The following is a 19,370-nucleotide window of genomic DNA, read 5'->3' as shown; positions in this document are numbered from 1 at the left end:
TGATCGTGTCGTTCGATGTGGTGAGTCAACCCCACCAGCGCGTCTCTTAGGGTTCCGGCGAATCCCACAAGCTGCTCGATCTGGCGATCAACTCTGTCCATGCGCGCTTCCCATTGGGCGTGACGCGCTTTCGATTCGGCGTGACGCGCTTTCGATTCGGCGTCGCGAGCTGCCAGGTCGGCACTGAACTGTGCCTGCTGTTTCAGCATGAACTCCATCTGACGTTCGAAGTCCTCATTGCTCATTCGATTCTCTCCCGCAGAAAGGTACCCAGGAAGTGCTCGCTAGCTTACACCTTCGAGGTATCGAGCGTCGAATGCTTCAGGCAGCAGGTCGCGTATTCCATAGCGGCGAACATCGCCGGAGAGGTTAGCCAGGATCACCTCGGTTTTATCGCCGGAAAACTCCCAGATCATCTGGCGACAGCACCCGCACGGGGGCGCGATGTGTTCGTGATCGGTAACGACGGCGACTCTGGAGATCTCGCTCGCGCCTTCGCTAATCGCTTTGAAGATCGCGACCCGCTCGGCGCACATGCTCAGTCCGTATGTGGAGTTCTCAACGTTGCACCCGGTGAACACGCGGCCGTCCGAGCTGAGCAGCGCGGCTCCCACGTTGAAGTTCGAGTAAGGCGCGTGAGCCCAGCGGCGCGCGTCCCTCGCCTGTGCTATCAATTCATCATCACTTATCATTTCAACAGTGCTTCCTCTGCCGATCGTGCTGTCCATTAGCTGGTAAACTCCGGCCGTTCGCTTTCCCTGCCGTCCGATCGGATGGGGAGCGTGTCCTGATCGGCTGACCGGCCAAGGAACGACCTGATCTTTCCGGTGATCAAATCAATCCCCACATCGTTGAATCCGCCCTCGGGAATTATGATGTCGGCGTAGCGTTTTGACGGCTCGACAAACTGGAGGTGCATCGGCCGCACTGTGGTCGTGTACTGGTTGATCACGGATTCAACCGAGCGCCCGCGTTCATGCACGTCGCGATCGAGCCGCCTAATGAAGCGTATGTCCGCGTCGGTGTCGACAAATATCTTCAGATCCATCAGCCCGCGCATCTGCGAGCTCACAAAAACCAGGATGCCTTCAAGGACGATAACCGGGCGCGGTTCGACGTGAATCGTTTCGGCTTTGCGCGAGTGTGTGGGGTAGTCGTAGTCCGGCTGCTCGATGGCTTCACCTGCCCGCAATGCTTCAAGGTGGTTTATCAATAACTCGGTATCGAATGCGTCGGGATGGTCGTAGTTGACGCGGTGCCGAAGGTCGAGGGGCATATCGCCGAGGTTGCGATAGTAAGAGTCCTGTTGAAGGTAAACAACGTTCTCGGCGCCGACAGGCGCGATGATCTTCTGAGCGACGGTAGTTTTGCCTGAGCCGGTTCCCCCGCTGATGCCGATAATCATAGGTGGTTATTGTACCACCAGGAGCAAACGGCGGGCATCATGAATCGCCCCATGCGATGGAGCCGGCGATTCGCGGGATGACCCGAACGATCAGCTCGGCGAGTTGCTTTCCGGCTTGCTCGCCGACAGACATCACTTCGCTGTGGTTGATCGCGGCGCTCGTCAACCCGGCGGCGACGTTGGTTATGCATGAGATTGCCAGCACGTTCATTCCGCAGTGCCGCGCCACTGTCGCTTCGGGGACGGTAGACATTCCCACTGCGTCGGCTCCGAGCTTACGGATCATTCGAATCTCGGCGGGCGTTTCGTAAGACGGTCCTCGCAGAGCCGCGTACACTCCTTCAAACAGAACGACGCCGATCTCGCGGGCGACATCGTGCGCGGCTTCGACGTAAGCGGGCGTGTACACCGCCGTCATATCCTGAAAGCGTGGTCCGAAGCGTTCGTCGTTTGGCCCTCGCAACGGATTCTCACCCATCGTGTTTATGTGATCGATTATCGCCATCAGCGAACCGGGTAGCAGATGAGGCGCCGTGCCTCCGGCCGCGTTGGTCAGGATCAGAGAGCGAATGCCCATCAAGCTGAAGACTCGCACCGGTAGCGTCACCTCTTCCATCGAGTAGCCTTCATAGAAGTGGACGCGGCCCTTCATCAGAGCGACATCGACTCCGCCGCACGACCCAATGATCAGCTTTCCGGCGTGACCCTCGACGGTTGAACTGACAAAGTGAGGTATCTCGGCATATGGGATTTCGACTCCGTCCTCAACGGCATCGGAAACCGCCCCGAGACCTGAACCAAGCACAACGGCAACGCGCGGCGTACGGGCTCGGGCGTTCGCCAGGATGTAGCGCGAGGCTTCGGATGCTCTGTCGTAGAGTGGAATTGCCATAGATAAACCTCACTTGCGGCGCAATGCGTGGACAAGCAACTCGCCGCCGATCATCTGCAAAGCGATGACCTTCGCTGCGATTGTCATACCTTGTTCTCCAAAGCGCCGACCGTTTTATTTCTCCTTTGTGTAAGGTATGCCGATTGCCCGAGGCGGCGTTGCTCTGCCGATGAACCCTGCCAGCACAACCATCGTCAGCACGTAGGGAATTATTTGAATGAACTGAACCGGGATGGGCACCACGCCTTGCATCTGATCGGAAATCGCTTCGGCTAAACCGAACAACAAGCACGCCAGAAACGCGCCAACCGGATGCCACTTGCCGAATATCAAAGCGGCCAGCGCGATGAAGCCGCGGCCTCCGGTCATGTTGCGAGTGAACAGAGAATTCTGCGCGATCGAAAGATAAGCGCCGCCGATGCCCGCGAGCACGCCGCTCAACAGCACTCCGGCATAACGGAGGCGATAGACACTCACGCCGGCGGTGTCCGCGGCTTCAGGGTTCTCCCCGACCGCGCGGAGCCGCAAGCCGAATCGCGTACGGAATAAAACGTAATAGCTGATCGGAACCAGCGCGAACGCCAGGTAAGAGATGGGCGTGAGTCCGGAGAGCAGTTGCTTCAGCACAGGAACATGATCGATCAACGGAATGTGCCATTCGGGCAGGGTTTGGCCGCGCGGGAGCTGAGGCGTTGAGCCCGTCGATTCGAAAAGCGCGCCCGACACAAGCGGCGGCACCCCCAGGAACAGAATGTTGATTGCGGTGCCGACGACTACCTGATCGGCTTTGAACTGGATCGAAGCCACCGCGTGAATGAGCGCAACGAGCAAGCCCGCCGCCGCCGCGCACAGGAGCCCGATCCAAGGATTTCCTACCTTTACTGTCACCGCCGCCGCGGTAAACGCGCCGGCCAGCATTATGCCTTCGAGCCCGATGTTGATGACTCCGCCACGCTCGGAGAACATGCCGCCAAGCGAGGCGAGCGTCAGCGGCGTCGCGTATCGTACCATCGACGCGAGCAGCGATAGGTTGACGATGGTTTTTAGCATTCTTCTTCTTGGTTTCTGGTTTCTAATCGGTGCGAATCCGTCAAACCCGTATCATCCGTGGTCTATGAGTTCGTAAGAATCGCATTGCCAGCTCCGCATAGACCACGGATGACACGGGTTTGACGGATTTGCGCGGATATACCTCCTTCACTAGTGAAGCGGATGTTACAGTCCACTAGAAACGCCAGAAACCAGAAACCAGAAACTAGAAACTAGAAACTAGAAACCTCAGACGTTTCCACGGATCAATCTCTTTGCGCCGCCCCTAAAGACCCCTTCGCACGCGACGAACAGAATGATAATAGCTTGCAAAATCACAACCCAATCCTTGGACACGCCGGTGAAGATGTCGATGAACAACCCGGACCTTATCAGCGCGCCAAACAAAATCGCCGCCAGCAGCACACCCACCGGATGATTCCGCCCGAGCAACGCCACCGCGATTCCGGTGAAGCCGTAGTTCGCCGAGAAGTTGTGATAGTAGCGATAGCGATAACCCAGCACGTCGTTGATGCCGACCATTCCGGCAAGCATGCCCGAGATGAACATCGCCATCACTATGTTGCGCGCGACCGAAATGCCGCCGTACTCCGCGGCGGATGGGTTGATGCCGACTGCGCGCAGCTCGTAGCCCCACTTCGTCTTCCACAGGAAAACATAGACGACCACGCACGCTGCAAGCGCAAACAGGAAGGCCAGGTTCAACGGCAAGCGATCCGGGAAGCTTATTCCCAGAGGAGCAAGCAGCGCGCTCATTCGCGGAATGTGTGGTCCGGCCACCGACCCGCCTACCTTCTCGGCTATGGGCAACGTCTCCAGTATCGGGTCTCCCTGCCTTCGATAGTGATATTGAGTCAGGTAGCTAACCAGGCCGGCAGCGATGAAGTTCATCATGATCGTGGTGATGACTTCGTGGGCGCCGAACTTCGCCTTGAGCACGCCCGGAATTCCGGCCCACACTCCGCCGGCGAGGACGGCCGCGAGCATCGCAAGCAGCATCACTAGAAGCGCCGGCCAACCCGGCAACACCAGCCCAACCCAAGCCGTGGCAAACGCGGCGACGATCAGTTGTCCTTCTGCGCCGATGTTCAGCAAGCCGCACTTGAATGCAACCGCCACGGCGAGTCCGGTGAAGATCAGCGGCGTCGCGTAGAACAGCGTGTAGCCGATACCATCGACCGACCCGAATGCGCTGGTGAAGAAGAGCTCGTACACCAGCAGCGGGCTCTCGCCCACCATCCACACGATGATGCCGCCAACCAAAAACGCCGCGACGACGGCAATCAGCGGGAACATCAGTTCTTTAAGCAAGCTCTTCATAAGACGAACTACTTGTTCGAACTCGATAGGCTGGCCATCAGTTTCGCGGCGCGGCCTTGTAATAGCCCAGCAAACACGCGAGCGCGACCCCCACTAGTGCAGCGATCAACCCCGCCGTTGCGGCGCCTCGCCAGATTTCCGGACGAGTCGTCGCGCCCGGCACGACTTTCTCAACCAAGTGAGTCTTCTCGGTCGAGGTCGGCGATGAGTTGTTGGCTTTCACCTCGGCCAGCTCCGCTTCGACTCTGAATGCGAGGTCGGAGGGTGACGATTGGACTCGCAACTGCTGCTCGAGCTGGAGCTGGCGCTCGAGGTGCGGCGCAATCGCTTCGTCAAACAACTTCTCGTGACGCGCAACTATCTCGTCTGCCACAGTCTGGGCGAGCCTCACCGATTCGTCCGCGCTCTCAGTCTTGGCGGTCACCCGGATCAGAATCGGATAAATTGAGTGCGGCACACCCGATTCGACCGCGCCCACCTGAACACTCCGGGCGAGCTGGCCGGGCTTGATGCCTGCTTTATCTGCGACTTCCTGGATGAAGCCCGGGCTGTTGGCAATCTCGACGGTCACGTAAATGTCTTTGAGCTGCTTGCCCCACACGCGGCCAACTTCGACGAGCGCGGTTGCGGTGTGCAGTTCGGGCTGCCTTAGAGCCATCATCGCAGCCACGCCGCTGGCGACTATCACCAGGAGGATGATCAACCATTTGCCGCGCCAGACCCACTTGAAGAAACTGTCGAGCCGAATCTCCTGATCAAACGTCTCTCGGTTTTCCTCGGCCATCACGGACACAGTTTCTTTTATCCTCATCTCTCCAGGATCAGCACGTCGTCGAAGCGTACGCTGGGCTTGAAGTTTCGCTCGATGTAGTCGCGCATCGGTTCGTATTTTTCGGCTGCGAGCACTTCGTCGCTGGTGATTATCAGTTTAGTCTGGTTCTTGTCAATTCGCTCCAGCGTCGCGGCGCGTTCCTCTTGCGTCACTCCGACGCCGATCCAGAACTGCGCGTTCGATGCGTTCCTGCGATTGGAAAGGAATAAGAGAGACGTTCCCGCATCCGATTGCGCGAACACATATCCGCCTGGCGGCACGCGCTGCTGGATGTAGTTTACAGCGTCGTCGATCATAGCGGCAGTCGCCGCCGGAAAGTACACGCCACGGCCCCGCTCGATGTTGACTCGAGCAGCGGCTTTGAAGCGAAGATTGCCGTCAAAATAAGTGTTGAAGAACAACCGCCCTTCTATCAACGAGAATGTCAATGGCAGCGCGACGAGCGCTAGCCGATACTGCATCGTCCCGCCGGCGAGTGCTGTTATCGCCGGCCTCAACAGATAGAGCAAGCAAAACAGGAACAGCACTACGAAGGGCATTGCGGCGATGGTCTGCTCGCGTGCGAAGCGCGGGAACAGCTCCATCAACGCGGCTGCTGAGAAGATGAAGAGGATCAACAGCGCGCGCCGCTCGGCCGCCGCGAATGTGTTGGTGAAGACAGCGATCGCGAAGCCACAACCGAGCACAAGCATCGGCAGGTAGAAGATGATCTGATTGACGTCCGCTTGATTTCCGCGCAACACGAAAAAAGAGATAGCCGCAATCAAGATCAACCAGAGACCGGCAGCGATGGCCGGACGGCTTCGAAGCCTGTGCGCGGCGTACGCGGTCGCTGCCAGAGCCGCGGCCAAAAGAGCGGGCGCAACCGGCGATAGCGGAATGGCCAGTCTGCTCAAAAGGAATTCGCCGGGTCCAAAAAGCAGAGTCCTCATCATCCGCGCAAGCGCATCGTTCATCTGCATGTAGACCAGCGCCGGAGCAATCGCCGCGGCAAAGCCGATCAACAAGAGAAGCGCGCGACGATAGTTCCGCTGTCCGGCGGACTTCAGTTTGTCGCTCAGTCGTTGAAGCGCCGCACTCGGCCCGCGACGAACTGAAGCTTGCCGGACAACGCCGCGATCTTCGAATACGAGAAAAACAACCGAACCCGCGAGCGCATAAGCTCCGATGTTGTGCTTGAACAACGCGAGCAATCCGAGCGATGCGCCCGCCAGTAATATCTCCAACGGCTTTTGACTTCGCTGGTGCTTCAGCAACAGGCACATCGCCAACGCCAATAGCAGCGCGCCGTAGTGCATCGGAACGGACTTGAATGGTCCGTTAGGTCTCAGCCACAAAAGCGAAGAAAGCGCGGCTGCGAGCGCCCAGACTCTGGGCATCACCTGCCGGCCGCTCGAGTAAATCACCGCAACCGTCAGCACTTTGAAGATCAGCACGCCGAGCAGCGCGGTGGAGAGCGAGACGCCAAGCCATTTGAACAGAGCGGCGTTCAGATAGAATATCGCCGGCGGATAGAGCGTATGAAAGTCCCGGTAGGGCACGCCGCCTTCAAGCACTCGCTCCGACGCGTAGAGGTTGTAGCCGATCGAATGAGATAGAACGTTCGCGCGATTGAACAGAACAGCATAGACCCCGGCCGCCATCGCAAGCACGGCGGCGACGCTCAGAATTTCACTGAGCCGTTCTTTGCTTGACGTGCTGCTATCAATTGACGGTGAGGTGGTCACTTGCCGCATCGCTAGCCTGCCTTCTGCCTTCTGCCTTCTGCCTTCTGCCTTCTGCCTTCTGCCTTCTGCCTTCTGCTTTCTGCCTTCTGCTTTCTGCCTTCTGCCTTCTGCCTTCTGCTTTCTGCTTCTGCCTTCTGCGCTCACAGGGGTTGTCTCAGACCGTATACCGCTATGTCGGCCACGGTTCCGAGGTGAACGTAGTTATCGCCGATAAAATCTTGAATCTCCTTGTTGGCGGCGACGTCTTGAACGACTATCAGCTTCGCGCGGCGGTTGGCGATCATCGTCATCACGCCTTCCCTCTCTTCGTTACCGATCCCAACGGATCTCCACCACAAGAACCGAGTCGGGTTCCTACGCGCGGCTAGAAAGTAAAGGGCGCTGCCTCGCTGCGCGAACGAGAAGATGTAGTCGTCCTTTGAACTGTTAGCTTGGATCAGCCGCACGAGCCCTTCGGTCAACTCAGCCTGTTTCTCCTCGACAAAGATTCCGCGTCCACGCTCAATGGTCAGCTCGCGGTTGTCTCTAAAATGAAATCCCGAATCAAACTCCGGCGCCCAGGTATCCTGGACTCCGGCGAGCAGCAGAAAAATGAGTGGCGTTGTCACAACCAGCAAAGCAGCTCGACTGGGCGAAGGCACGCGGTTGCTCAACGTCTCTCGTAAAGCTGGCAAGCACCGGGCGAGAAGTGCGAAGAAGAACAAGAAGACCGGCGGCAGCACCCGGACCAGGTGGTAAAAGTCAGCTCGCGGGAAGACTTCGAGGTAGACCGCTAGTGCGAACAACCCGGTGATCGCGATCGCGCCGTTGTTGCGCCACCAGGTCGCTGCGCCTCGATTGTTGGTCTTCAACTGCCAGATTGCCACTGCCGAAACCGCGACAAAAATCAAAGGCGGGAAATAAGCTACCGAAGCGATTGCGGACTCGTTTAGAACAATCGCTCTGCCGGGCGCAAGCAAAATGATTGAACCAACCGCCAGCGCCACGATTGCGTAGGCTTGAAAGAAACGCCCAGCCCAGCGAAGCACGACCACGCCAACAAGGATTCCTGCGAGCGACGCCAGCGCCGCCGGCAGAACAAGGCTCGGCGACGGAAGAGTCACCGAGCGGGTTTCGCTGTATTCAGACGCGTGATGCATGAAGTGGCTGATCATCGCTCCAAGCGCGTGGTTGTAAGCAAGGTATCCGGCGAGTGCTCCGGCGACTACGGCGAAGCCTGCCAGGTAAACCACGATTGCCTTAGCTAACGCCGCGAAGCGACGAGTCGTCAGCGCTCCTCTCAGCGCTTCTCTCAGCACGGGCGCCAGCGCGCCCGACGCCAGCAGGAGAACGCCGACATTGTATTTGAAAACGAAGACGACGCCGATCGCTACTCCGCACGCCAGAAGCCAGCGAAGCCGGCCGGTTTCATCGTAGTTGAGCAGGCAGATCAAGCCTGCGAGCGCAAACAGCACCAGATACTGATCCGGATAGACGCTAAATATTTGCTGGTGACCGAGCCAGGTCAGAGTGAGCGCAACGGGTACGAGCGCCGCCCATCCGCTGGTGAGTCTTCGAGCGACGTAGAACAGCGTCATCAGAGTGATCAGCTTGAACGCGAGCAATCCAATCCTGGTGGCCATGAGTGTTGCGCCAAACGCTTTCATCAACAGCGCGTTCAGCCATAAGATCCCGGGAGTGTAGTTGAAGAGGAAGTCGCGATAGGGCACTTCGCCCAACATCACGCGTTCGGCGGGTGCGATGCTGTAGCCGATGACCGAAAGACCCAGCCCGCGATTGAAGAACAAACCATAGCAAATAAGACCGGCGGTGAAGGCTAACACCAAGGGCGCCGCTTCACTCAGCGCGAAGACGCGTTTGTCGAGAACCTCAGACGGCTGGTCTTCTTCCAGTCCCACGCCTATTACCATGCGGATTCGATCTCCAAGCTTGAGGGCGTTTGAGTATAGTGGTGTGCAAATCAAATCTCCAACCGAATGCGGACAAACGGGCGCGCGTCAGATTTTCGCGCATCACCTCTGACAGAGACTATGAAAACTCAGGGAATACCACCCACTGCCAGTGGGTGGATTGTTCAAGGCCAGCCTACGAAGAGAGCCGCCGGCCCCCTTTGTTTCTGTTATCTCTCTCCCCTCGCGCCGCGAGGGGAGTGAAGGAGAGGAAAGACGGGAATCCGGGTGCGCCCCTTTGTAGGCAGGGCTTGAACAATCCACCCCTTTGCCGTGGGTGGTATTCCCGGGGGTTCGGAGCGTTAGTGTGACCGAATCCACTCTTACTACACCCGCCGCCAGGTTTGGCTCGCGCGATACTTGCTGATGAACTTGGCGATATGCTATAAGGCTTGCTTTGCCGGGACCGCTATTTCTCATCAAGATGGCCCGGTTCGCGATGTCGTCTCCGTTAAGACGGCTCACAACACAAGCTTCAAGGTAACCTCGGTGGAAAGCAGTCAGGATTGTAGTTGTCTTCAAAGGCGGCTACGGGAGCCAGTTTGCGAAGCGTCGTTCTGAACCCTGACTGTCGAATTCCCAATCTATAAAGGGAGTGATCATAAAAGCATTATGAAACCTGGTACCGTTCTCGTAATGATACCGAATGCGATCAAAGCAGGCGCGAAGGGCCTTCTTGAGCGTCGCACATTGCTATTCATCTTCGCGACGTTTGCGGCTGTGACCGGTAGTGCGTCGGCCGCGCTCGGACAGGCTCGTGAGGCGGCAGGAGGGCATCAGCCCGGCGGCGAAGCGAACTTGAAACTGCCCGACCTGTCACAGGTCAAATTCGTGGGAGTCGATGGACACACCTTGCTGCTATTTGGCTTGATCATCTGCGTGCTCGGGCTGTTGTTCGGTCTCGTGATCTATACGCACTTGAAGAATCTGCCGGTGCACAAGGCCATGCGCGAGATCTCGGAGCTGATCTACGAGACGTGTAAGACCTACCTCATCACCCAGGGCAAGTTCATTCTGGTGCTCGAGGCTTTTATCGCCGTCATCATCGCAATGTACTTCGGGCTGCTTCTCAAGTTCGAGGCAGTGCGCGTCGTGGTCATACTTTTGTTCAGCCTCGTCGGCATCGCGGGCAGTTATGGAGTTGCGTGGTTTGGCATCCGAGTCAATACGTTCGCAAACTCGCGGACGGCTTTCGCAGGCCTGGCGGCCAAGCCTTATCCGCTTTATGCGATCCCGCTTAAAGCTGGAATGAGCATAGGCATGATGCTGATCAGCGTCGAGCTGTTCATCATGCTTTGCATCCTTCTGTTCATTCCGGGTGATTATGCCGGGCCGTGCTTCATCGGATTCGCGATCGGCGAGTCGCTCGGCGCTGCAGCGCTGCGCATCGCGGGGGGCATCTTCACGAAGATCGCCGACATCGGCTCGGACTTGATGAAGATCGAATTCAAGATCAAGGAAGACGATGCGCGCAATCCGGGGGTGATCGCTGACTGCACTGGCGACAACGCCGGCGACTCGGTTGGTCCCAGCGCGGATGGATTCGAGACCTACGGCGTGACCGGCGTCGCTCTCATCTCGTTCATCCTGCTGGCGGTGAACGAAAAAGCCGTGGGACCGAACTTTCAGGCGATTCAGGTTCAGCTTCTTGTCTGGCTGTTCGTTATGCGCGTGATGATGGTAATCGCATCGGCGCTCTCTTATTTCATCAATGAGGCGATGACCAAAGCTAAGTTCAAGAACGCTGATGTTATGAACTTCGAAATGCCGCTAACCCGGCTCGTGTGGATCACCTCGATCGTCTCGATAGCGATGACCTACGTTGTCTCGTGGATCATCATACCTGCGCTTGGCGACGGCACGCAGTGGTGGAAACTCTCGACGATTATTTCGTGCGGCACGCTTGCCGGGGCGGTGATTCCGGAGCTGGTGAAGGTTTTCACTTCGACGAATTCAGGACACGTAAAGGCGGTGGTTACCTCGTCTCGCGAAGGCGGCGCCTCACTCAACATTTTGTCTGGGTTGGTTGCCGGCAACTTTTCAGCTTACTGGCTCGGCATAAGCATCGTCGGGCTGATGGCCATCGCGTACGGCTTCAGCACTCAGGGGCTGGGCGGACTGATGGTCGCTCCGGCAGTTTTTGCTTTTGGACTCGTTGCCTTTGGATTCCTGGGGATGGGACCTGTCACCATTGCCGTGGACTCTTATGGGCCGGTGACCGACAACGCGCAATCGGTTTACGAGCTTTCGCTCATCGAGCAGGTCCCAAACATCGTCGCCGAGGTCAAGAAAGACTTCAACATGGACGTGAACTTCGAGCGCGCCAAGCATCTGCTTGAAGAGAACGACGGCGCTGGAAACACATTCAAGGCGACGGCCAAGCCGGTGCTGATCGGCACGGCCGTTGTGGGCGCGACGACGATGATCTTCTCGATCATCATGGCGCTGACGGACGGGCTGACGACCAACACTGAAAGCCTCTCGCTATTGCACGCGCCGTTCGTTCTCGGTCTGATTACCGGCGGCGCGATTATCTACTGGTTCACCGGCGCATCGATGCAGGCAGTGACGACCGGCGCTTATCGCGCGGTCGAGTACATCAAGGCAAACATCAAACTGGAAGGCGTCGAGAGGGCCTCAGTAGAGGACAGCAAGAAGGTCGTGCAGATCTGCACGCAGTACGCGCAGAAGGGGATGTTCAACATCTTCCTGACGGTGTTCTTCTCAACGCTGGCCTTCGCGTTTGTCGAACCTTTCTTCTTTATCGGCTATCTGATTTCAATCGCCATCTTCGGGCTCTATCAGGCGATTTTCATGGCGAATGCCGGCGGCGCGTGGGACAACGCCAAGAAGATCGTCGAAGTGGAGCTGAAGCAAAAGGGCACGCCTCTGCACGACGCGACGGTCGTCGGCGACACGGTGGGCGATCCGTTCAAGGACACGTCTTCAGTGGCTTTGAACCCGGTCATCAAGTTCACGACGTTGTTTGGTTTGCTAGCGGTGGAGCTGGCGGTCAAGCTCACGATCGATGCGGGTCCGATGGTCAGTCATCTTTTGGCCGGCGCGTTTTTTGTCGTGTCGATGGTCTTCGTCTGGCGCTCGTTCTACGGAATGCGCATTGGAAGCGAGTCGTGATGCGTGATGCGTGATGCGGGAACCGTGAAGCCTGCTCTTTCTTATCACGGATCACGGATCACGCATCACGCATCACGCATTACGCAAGGGTCCGCGGTACTTGCGACGATCTGACTGTTGCAGTCATAATTGCTTCACACATTTGGGAGATGTTTAATGGCAGAACGAGACAAAATTATAAAGAGCGGGCAGATAACCTTGCCACGCATTCTATTTCTGGCCGCAATTGGAGGCATCATAGTCTTCACCGTATACAAGGGAGAGGTCTACCTGAGCATTGGCTACTGGGTTCTCACCATCGCTATCTGCGGGCTGCTCTTCCTGATCGCAATCGACTACGGCGTGAAGATGGATAAAGTAAACCTCACGGTAGAACCGGCTCAAGCAGCGGCGGCGGCGATCGAGCCAGCCCGCGCAGCAACGCCGAGCCTGAAGACCACCCTGGGTGAGGCGCGGCCGAAGAAGCGGACCAGCCGTCCTGCCAAGCGCAGACGATGAGATTTATGGCTCGGCTATCGGACCCAAGGTGTCTCGCTTGGCGTGCTCCTCGTTGTTCGACCTCTACAGTGTGACCTCTGGCCCTGAACGATGCGCGAAACTGCCGCACAAACCGCAACCGAAACATAACGGTTCGCCTTCTTCAAGTATACGAAGTGGATTTGAGCAGGCCGGACAATCGAGTCACGGCGCTTCGTAAACCTTCTTGCTGCCGAATCCGAATCCGCCTCCCAACACCGATCCCAGTAGCACGCCAGTAAAACCGATGGTGATCTTGCCCAGCCCGGGGTCCTCGCCGTACTTGTCTTTTGAATCGGCGATCGCTCCCAAACCGATGCCGACGCCAAGCCCAATTGCAGCGCCGATCGCGGTCGAAGCGAAACGGGAAAGCCTTGAGCGAACTTCTTTTATTTCGTCCTTGCGCAAGTCGATAACCCGGCGCATGACGCGCGGCACCGTCACGACGATTGAAAGCGAGTTGACCGTCACAAGGTCCAGTGTGCCTTCGTACTTCTCGCCCTGTTTCGTTTTGACGACTATCGTCGAACCGATCTCAAGAATGCGCACGTTATTCCAGTCATTGGTATTGGTCTTCGCAAAAGCAAACTCTGAAAACAGAAAAATCGCAAGCAGAGCCGACACCGTTCTTTGGCAGTTTCGCATCACGCGCTCCTTTACAAGCTAGAGTTGATGGTCTGAACACGTTGAGCGGCGTTCTCTGTGGACCGCCGCGCACTTCCAACTAGGGCAACGGCGATGCCACAGATAATCCGGGAGCGAAACATCCCTGCGTGTGTGCAATTTGCCCGAGAAACGCTTTCGGAAAGACGCTGGCGCTCGCTGGTTGCCGGGATCGAATGAGAGAACAGGCGCAGCAAAGAGGTTACAAGTGACGCCGTTTCGCGCGTGCCAATGTAGCTACGCGTTCCTTGTTTGCATCGGCGATAAAGGCTTCAGACGCGCGCTTTTGCTTGCTTGACAAGGTAAGGCTCGAGTGTAGACTTAGACCTGTCATCATTGAGATGGGAGGAGCGCTCCCAGGGTCACTTTGCCGGCATTGGATCAAACCAGCTTCGGTCTGATGGACAAGGATAACGGTAATGCAACACAAGACATCTGTTCTGCAATGGACGCGTCCGCGCAGCATCGCGGCGCTGGGTCTCTCGATTCTGCTCCTCCTGAGTACCGCCTCGTTGTCGCAAGCACAGTCCGGCCGGCGCCCTCCCAAGCAGCCCACCGCGCCGGACCCGCTCCCGCCAAAGCAGGAAGGGCCTCTCGCCAAACCGTCATCGGATCAGGATTCGAAGTCGCAGATTCCCGTGAAAGTCGTATGGGGCGTTCAAAACATCAACGCTTCCACCATCTACTCGCGCATCGTCGAAGATGGATGCATGGAGAGGCTCTCAAAATCCTCGGTCAGGGCGACTCCGGCTGCGGACATGAACCGTAAGCAAGCCCACGACATTGCGAAAGGTTCGACCGATACTTACGTTTTGTGGTTCGAGCTGGAGGTGGATGTTGCAAATACTGATCGAGCGGCCCTGGGTGGGGTGCCGGCGGAATATCTGTACGTAAGGTATGAAGTCTTCGCGCCGGGAACAGGAAAGACCAAAACTGCGGGACGCGTTTACCAGCGTCGAGTCGGACCGGGCGGAGTGCCTTTGCCTACCTCGTTGCCCCGAACTACCGGTTCCGCCGAATATTCGCTGAGGTATGCCGGTCGCGAGATGGCGGATCGCCTGCTGGACACGTTGAATCTGCCTCGGCCATCTGAGCGGCACTAGTCGATACTTGGAGCCTGACTAGCCTTCATAAAAAAATTTAGGTAGTATCTCGTCGCTCTTAAGAGAGGTAGCATAGACTTAGCCTGGGAGCGCAGGCCTCCCCGCCTGCTCCGTGACTTACGAATGCCAGGAAGCGGGCGGGGACGCCTGCGCTCCCAGGCTAAGTCTGTTGTACTCACGCCGAGACAAATGAAATACGGCTTCGTCATAGATCATCGCAAATGCATTGGCTGTCACGCATGCACCGTCGCTTGCAAATCCGAGAACGAAGTTCCGCTTGGGACGTTTCGCACCTGGGTCAAGTACATCGAGAAGGGCGAGTACCCGGACACTCGCCGCTTCTTTTCGGTGCTCAGGTGCAATCACTGCGACGACGCTCCGTGCATAACGATCTGCCCGGTGACTGCTCTGTTCCGCCGCGATAACGGCATCGTCGATTTCAACGGCGACCGCTGCATCGGTTGCAAGTCGTGCATGCAAGCCTGTCCTTATGACGCGCTTTACATAAACCCGAATACCAATACAGCCGAGAAGTGCAACTTCTGCGCGCATCGAATAGAGGCCCAGCTCGAGCCTGCCTGCGTAATCGTCTGCCCGGTTCAAGCCATTGTGTCGGGCGATATGGACGATCCAACGTCGAAGCTGTCTCAGCTCATTGCGACCGAGCCGACGACTGTAAGAAAGCCCGAAGCGGGCACGTTGCCAAAGCTCTTCTACATCGAAGCCGATCATGCCGCGCTCGCGCCAACCGAACAAACCCACAGCGGAGGCTATCTTTGGTCTGAGTTGCGAATGGACCCGGTGATGGCCGACGACCAGGCGTTTGCGGCGGCGGATGCGCACGCGAGGACAACCTACGATGTTTCGCACGAGCGGCCGTGGGGCTGGAAGGTCTCGGCGTACTTGTGGACGAAGTCGATCTCCTCGGGCGCTTTCGTGCTCGCCGCGATAGCCATCGGATTCGGATTCGTTAAAGGGCACTGGCTATACGAGTCAGCCGCGCCGCAGGTGTCGTTGTTATTCCTTGCTGCGACTGTCGCGCTGCTGGTGTGGGATCTCAAACGACCCGACCGATTCTTGAGCATACTGTTTCGACCTCAGTGGAAATCGTGGCTGGTGATTGGCGGCTACATTCTGGTGATCTTCGGCGCGCTGTTGATGGCGTGGATGGCTATCCCGCTCGTCGGTTTGTTTCAAGCTGAAGGACCGGTGATGCTGCTAGGCGCGGTGTTCGCCGCGATGTCGGCCATATACTCGGCTTTCCTTTTCCGGCAGGCGCGAGGCCGCGTATTCTGGCATAGCACGCTGACGCCTCTACACCTGCTCGTTCAAGCTATGGTAGCGGGCGCGTCCGTCTTAATGCTGGTCATCGTAGCCGATGCGATGATCTCGGGAACCGGATTGGTGGGGCCGGGCTGGTCGTTCCTCTACTACGAGTTCATCGGGGCCCTGGTCGCCAACGGCGTGTTGATCGCCGGCGAACTGTACATGCCCGAGGACAACGTCGAGCGAATGCGCGCAGTCCGGCTGATAACGAGAGGCATTTTCCGCAAGATGTTTTGGGGCGGCGCGGTAATCATCGGCATTATCATGCCGCTGCTCGCGCTGACAAGCGGCGCCGCGGAGTTCCATGCTGTAGCCATCTTCACTTCGTTGTCCGCGCTCGCGGGTTTGTTTTTGTGGGAGCACATCTGGGTGCAGGCAGGTCAAGCAGTGCCGCTTAGCTGATGGCCAACCAAGAACCTCTGCGTTCCTCTGCGCCCTCTGCGGTTCAATTCTTCACCGGACTTAACCGCAGAGGACGCTGGGGAACGCAGAGAGAGACTTAAGGTCAACGACATGTCTGTGAAAAAAGAGGCGAGCGAATCGACCGGCAACTCACGTTCAATCCCGGAGCCGATTGGCTCGCGGCTCGCAAGCTATCCGCCTCACGACCGCTGGGATGACTGGGTCGAGTTCGACGCCAAAAGCTGGCCCAAGAAAGTCGAAAGGCGTTACTCGCTCGTCCCGACCACCTGCTTCAATTGCGAAGCGGCTTGCGGACTGCTCGCTTACGTCGATCAAGACACCGGCGAGATCCAAAAGCTCGAAGGCAATCCCTTGCATCCGGCTTCGCGCGGCCGCAACTGCGCCAAGGGTCCGGCGACAATCAACCAGATCCACGATCCTGAGCGCATACTCTTTCCCCTCAAGCGCGTCGGCCCGCGCGGCGAGGGGCAGTGGGAGCGAACTACCTGGGACGAGGTGCTCGACACGTTCGCAACCAAGATCCGAAATGCGCTGATCGAAAACCGCCGCGATGAAGTCGTCTATCACGTAGGCCGGCCCGGTCACGACGGCTACATCGATCGCGTGCTTCAAGCGTGGGGCGTTGACGGGCACAACTCGCACACAAACATCTGTTCGTCAGGAGCGAGAGTCGGCTACGCGCTATGGCAAGGCGCCGATCGCCCTTCGCCGGACTATGCGAATGCGAAGTTCATTCTTCTGCTCAGCTCTCACCTCGAGACAGGTCACTACTTCAATCCTCACGCGCAACGCATCATCGAAGGCAAAATGTCCGGGGCGAAGATAGCCGTCGTCGATCCACGCTTGTCGAACACCGCTTCGGCGGCGAACTATTGGTTGTCGCCGTGGCCTGGCACCGAAGCCGCGTTGTTGCTCGCAATGGCGTCGGTGATCCTGGAAGAAGACACATTCGATCGCGAGTTCGTTCGCCGCTGGGTCAACTGGGAAGAGTTCATGCGGGAAGAGCGTCCGCAACTTCCCTGTACCTTCGAAGCCTTCATTGACGCAATCAAAGATCTGTATTCCGAGTACACGCCGGAATATGCCGCGACCGAATGCGGTGTCGAAGCTGAGAAGATCGTCGCAGTCGCGCGCGAGATAGCGGGCGCGGGTTCGCGGTTCTCGTCGCACGTCTGGCGTAGCGCTGCTTCGGGCAATCTCGGCGGATGGCAAGTGGCGCGCGCCCTCTACTTTCTGAATGCGCTCACTGGAAGCATCGGAACTGAGGGCGGAGTCTCGCCAAACGTGTGGAACAAGTTCGTCGCCGCCCCGTTCTCGAAACCCGCGCCTCAAAAGGTCTGGAACGAAACGCTGTGGCCGCGCGAGTACCCACTCGCGCATCACGAGATGAGCTTCTTGCTTCCTCATCTGCTCAAAGACGGACGCGGCCATCTCGCTGCGTACTTCACTCGCGTCTACAATCCGGTTTGGACGAACCCCGATGGAATGAGCTGGGTCGAAGTCCTCAGAGACGAATCGATGATCGAGCTTCACGCCGCGCTCACTCCGGTGTGGAGCGAGACGGCGTGGTTCGCCGACTACGTCTTACCGATGGGCGTAGCCACTGAACGTCACGACATCATGAGTCAGGAAACTCACTCCGCGCAGTGGATCTCTTTCCGCCAGCCGGTTCAGCGAGTGCTTCGTGAACGCAGAGGCGAACACATCGACTTCACCTACGAAGCGAATCCGGGAGAGGTGTGGGAGGAAGACGAGTTTTGGATCGAGCTTTCGTGGCGCATCGATCCGACTGGCGAGCTTGGCGTGCGGCGTCACTTCGAATCGCCCTATCGCGCGGGCGAGAAGGTCACGATAAGCGAATACTATCGTTGGATTTTTGAGAACAGCGTCCCGGGTCTTCCGGAGAAAGCTAAGAAGGCTGGGCTCTCGCCGCTGGAATTCATGCGCCGCAACGGCGCGTTCGCGGTGAAGACTAACATCTACGACCAACACGAGAGCCGAGTGCCCGATACCGATTTGGAGGGAACCCGAATAGATGCCCAGTCGCGAATCGTGAAACCGACAGCAAGCGGCGAGCAAATGATCGGGGTAATGATAGACGGTCAGCCGCTTCTCGGCTTCAAGACGCCTTCACGCAAGCTCGAGTTCTATTCCAAGACGATGGCCGAATGGAAGTGGCCTGAGTACACGCTGCCCGCTTACATCCGGAGCCACGTCAACTGGCGCGACCTCGATCAAGCAAACAACGACTACATACTCGTCCCGACGTTCAGGCTGCCGACCTTGATTCACACGCGATCCGGGAATGCGAAATGGCTTTATGAAATCTCTCACACGAACCCGCTATGGGTGAACCCAACGGACGCCGCGAAGCTTGGCTTCAAGACCGGTGATCTTGCTCGCGTGAGCACCGAGATCGGCTACTTCGTCGTTCGAGTGTGGGCGACCGAAGGCATAAGGCCGGGTGTCGTCGCGTGCTCGCATCACCTCGGGCGCTGGCGATTGAAGCAGGATCAAGGCACTGATCGCTGGGCGTCAGCGCTTGTCGATCTTGATGAGCTGGGCGATGGGCGGTGGCGGCTTCGTCAGATCGAAGGGATCAAGCCGTTCAAGAGCGACGATCCCGACTCAGAGCGAATCTTCTGGCAAGAAGGCGGCGTGCATCAGAACCTGACCTTCCCTGTTCACCCCGATCCTGTGAGCGGAATGCACTGCTGGCATCAACGCGTGCGAGTGGAACGTGCGGAATCGGATGACAAGTACGGAGACGTCGTGGTCGACACGAAAGCTTCTCACGAGGTATATCGCAAGTGGCTCGATATGACTCGCCCAGCTCCTGGTCCGGGCGGGTTGCGTCGCCCGCTATGGTTCTCGCGCCCCGTGAGGCCCGTTGATGAAGCATATGTCATTCGCGATGAATGATCCGTACCTATGTTCCGTTTGGACTGCGGCGGGGAAGTGTGTACGGGGCGCCGCGGTTTTTTTTGTTTTGGTGGGGGAAAAACGGGGGGGCCGGGTAAATTGGGGCC

General features: G+C 57.8%; 15 protein-coding genes. 5 read left to right on the top strand and 10 right to left on the bottom strand.

The window, feature by feature from the left end; translation table 11 throughout:
* The 9 genes from AABO57_19920 to AABO57_19880 form a co-directional block, all read right to left on the bottom strand.
* Positions 1-245: hypothetical protein (locus AABO57_19920; protein MEK6287993.1), on the bottom strand; the 245-nt coding region annotated here is incomplete at its 3' end.
* A 39-nt stretch (positions 246-284) separates the two neighbouring features.
* The gene (gene cdd / locus AABO57_19915) at positions 285-728 is read right to left on the bottom strand and encodes a cytidine deaminase (protein MEK6287992.1); all 444 of its coding nucleotides are present in this window, start codon (positions 726-728) and stop codon (positions 285-287) included.
* Positions 728-1,405, bottom strand: a complete 678-nt coding sequence (gene udk, locus AABO57_19910) for a uridine kinase (protein ID MEK6287991.1) — start codon at positions 1,403-1,405, stop codon at positions 728-730. Before udk ends, cdd begins: the two co-directional genes overlap by 1 nt.
* A 37-nt stretch (positions 1,406-1,442) precedes the next feature.
* Entirely contained in the window at positions 1,443-2,297 is an 855-nt protein-coding gene (locus tag AABO57_19905; protein MEK6287990.1) for a purine-nucleoside phosphorylase, read from the bottom strand.
* A 114-nt stretch (positions 2,298-2,411) separates the two neighbouring features.
* The gene (locus AABO57_19900) at positions 2,412-3,347 is read right to left on the bottom strand and encodes an ABC transporter permease (protein MEK6287989.1); all 936 of its coding nucleotides are present in this window, start codon (positions 3,345-3,347) and stop codon (positions 2,412-2,414) included.
* Positions 3,348-3,575: 228 nt separating this feature from the next.
* Positions 3,576-4,667 carry an ABC transporter permease gene (locus tag AABO57_19895; GenBank protein ID MEK6287988.1) on the bottom strand — a complete coding sequence of 364 codons (1,092 nt, stop codon included), beginning with the start codon at positions 4,665-4,667 and terminating at the stop codon, positions 3,576-3,578.
* A gap of 37 nt (positions 4,668-4,704) precedes the next feature.
* The gene (locus AABO57_19890; protein ID MEK6287987.1) at positions 4,705-5,478 is read right to left on the bottom strand and encodes a Wzz/FepE/Etk N-terminal domain-containing protein; all 774 of its coding nucleotides are present in this window, start codon (positions 5,476-5,478) and stop codon (positions 4,705-4,707) included.
* The gene (locus tag AABO57_19885; protein MEK6287986.1) at positions 5,475-7,370 is read right to left on the bottom strand and encodes a glycosyltransferase family 39 protein; all 1,896 of its coding nucleotides are present in this window, start codon (positions 7,368-7,370) and stop codon (positions 5,475-5,477) included. Before AABO57_19885 ends, AABO57_19890 begins: the two co-directional genes overlap by 4 nt.
* Positions 7,367-9,136 (bottom strand): glycosyltransferase family 39 protein, encoded by a 1,770-nt coding sequence (locus AABO57_19880; GenBank protein ID MEK6287985.1) that lies wholly within the window; start codon positions 9,134-9,136, stop codon positions 7,367-7,369. The genes AABO57_19885 and AABO57_19880 overlap by 4 nt, the downstream gene beginning before the upstream one ends.
* Before the next feature lie 651 nt (positions 9,137-9,787).
* On the opposite strand from AABO57_19880, the gene AABO57_19875 reads away from it, so the two are divergent.
* Together AABO57_19875 and AABO57_19870 are read left to right on the top strand one after the other, a co-directional pair.
* Complete coding sequence (locus AABO57_19875; protein MEK6287984.1) at positions 9,788-12,310, top strand: sodium-translocating pyrophosphatase; 2,523 nt, start codon at positions 9,788-9,790, stop codon at positions 12,308-12,310.
* Between the two features lie 156 nt (positions 12,311-12,466).
* Positions 12,467-12,808 carry a hypothetical protein gene (locus tag AABO57_19870; protein MEK6287983.1) on the top strand — a complete coding sequence of 114 codons (342 nt, stop codon included), beginning with the start codon at positions 12,467-12,469 and terminating at the stop codon, positions 12,806-12,808.
* Between the two features lie 183 nt (positions 12,809-12,991).
* On the opposite strand, the gene AABO57_19865 is transcribed toward AABO57_19870, so the two are convergent.
* On the bottom strand, positions 12,992-13,471 hold the full coding sequence (locus tag AABO57_19865; protein MEK6287982.1) for a hypothetical protein: 480 nt from the start codon (positions 13,469-13,471) through the stop codon (positions 12,992-12,994).
* A 437-nt stretch (positions 13,472-13,908) separates the two neighbouring features.
* On the opposite strand from AABO57_19865, the gene AABO57_19860 reads away from it, so the two are divergent.
* The 3 genes from AABO57_19860 to AABO57_19850 all read left to right on the top strand — a co-directional run bounded on the left by AABO57_19860 (position 13,909) and on the right by AABO57_19850 (position 19,263).
* The gene (locus AABO57_19860) at positions 13,909-14,592 is read left to right on the top strand and encodes a hypothetical protein (protein MEK6287981.1); all 684 of its coding nucleotides are present in this window, start codon (positions 13,909-13,911) and stop codon (positions 14,590-14,592) included.
* A 189-nt stretch (positions 14,593-14,781) separates the two neighbouring features.
* Positions 14,782-16,320: a 4Fe-4S dicluster domain-containing protein gene (locus tag AABO57_19855; GenBank protein MEK6287980.1), complete on the top strand. Its 1,539-nt coding sequence runs from the start codon at positions 14,782-14,784 to the stop codon at positions 16,318-16,320.
* Between the two features lie 111 nt (positions 16,321-16,431).
* Complete coding sequence (locus AABO57_19850) at positions 16,432-19,263, top strand: molybdopterin-dependent oxidoreductase (GenBank protein MEK6287979.1); 2,832 nt, start codon at positions 16,432-16,434, stop codon at positions 19,261-19,263.
* Positions 19,264-19,370: the final 107 nt, after the last annotated feature.

It is taken from the genome of Acidobacteriota bacterium, from assembly GCA_038040445.1.
GTDB lineage: Bacteria > Acidobacteriota > Blastocatellia > UBA7656 > UBA7656 > Onstottus_A > Onstottus_A frigus.
Note: the sequence above shows the minus strand (reverse complement) of the source record. Positions and strands in the feature narration are given on the sequence as shown.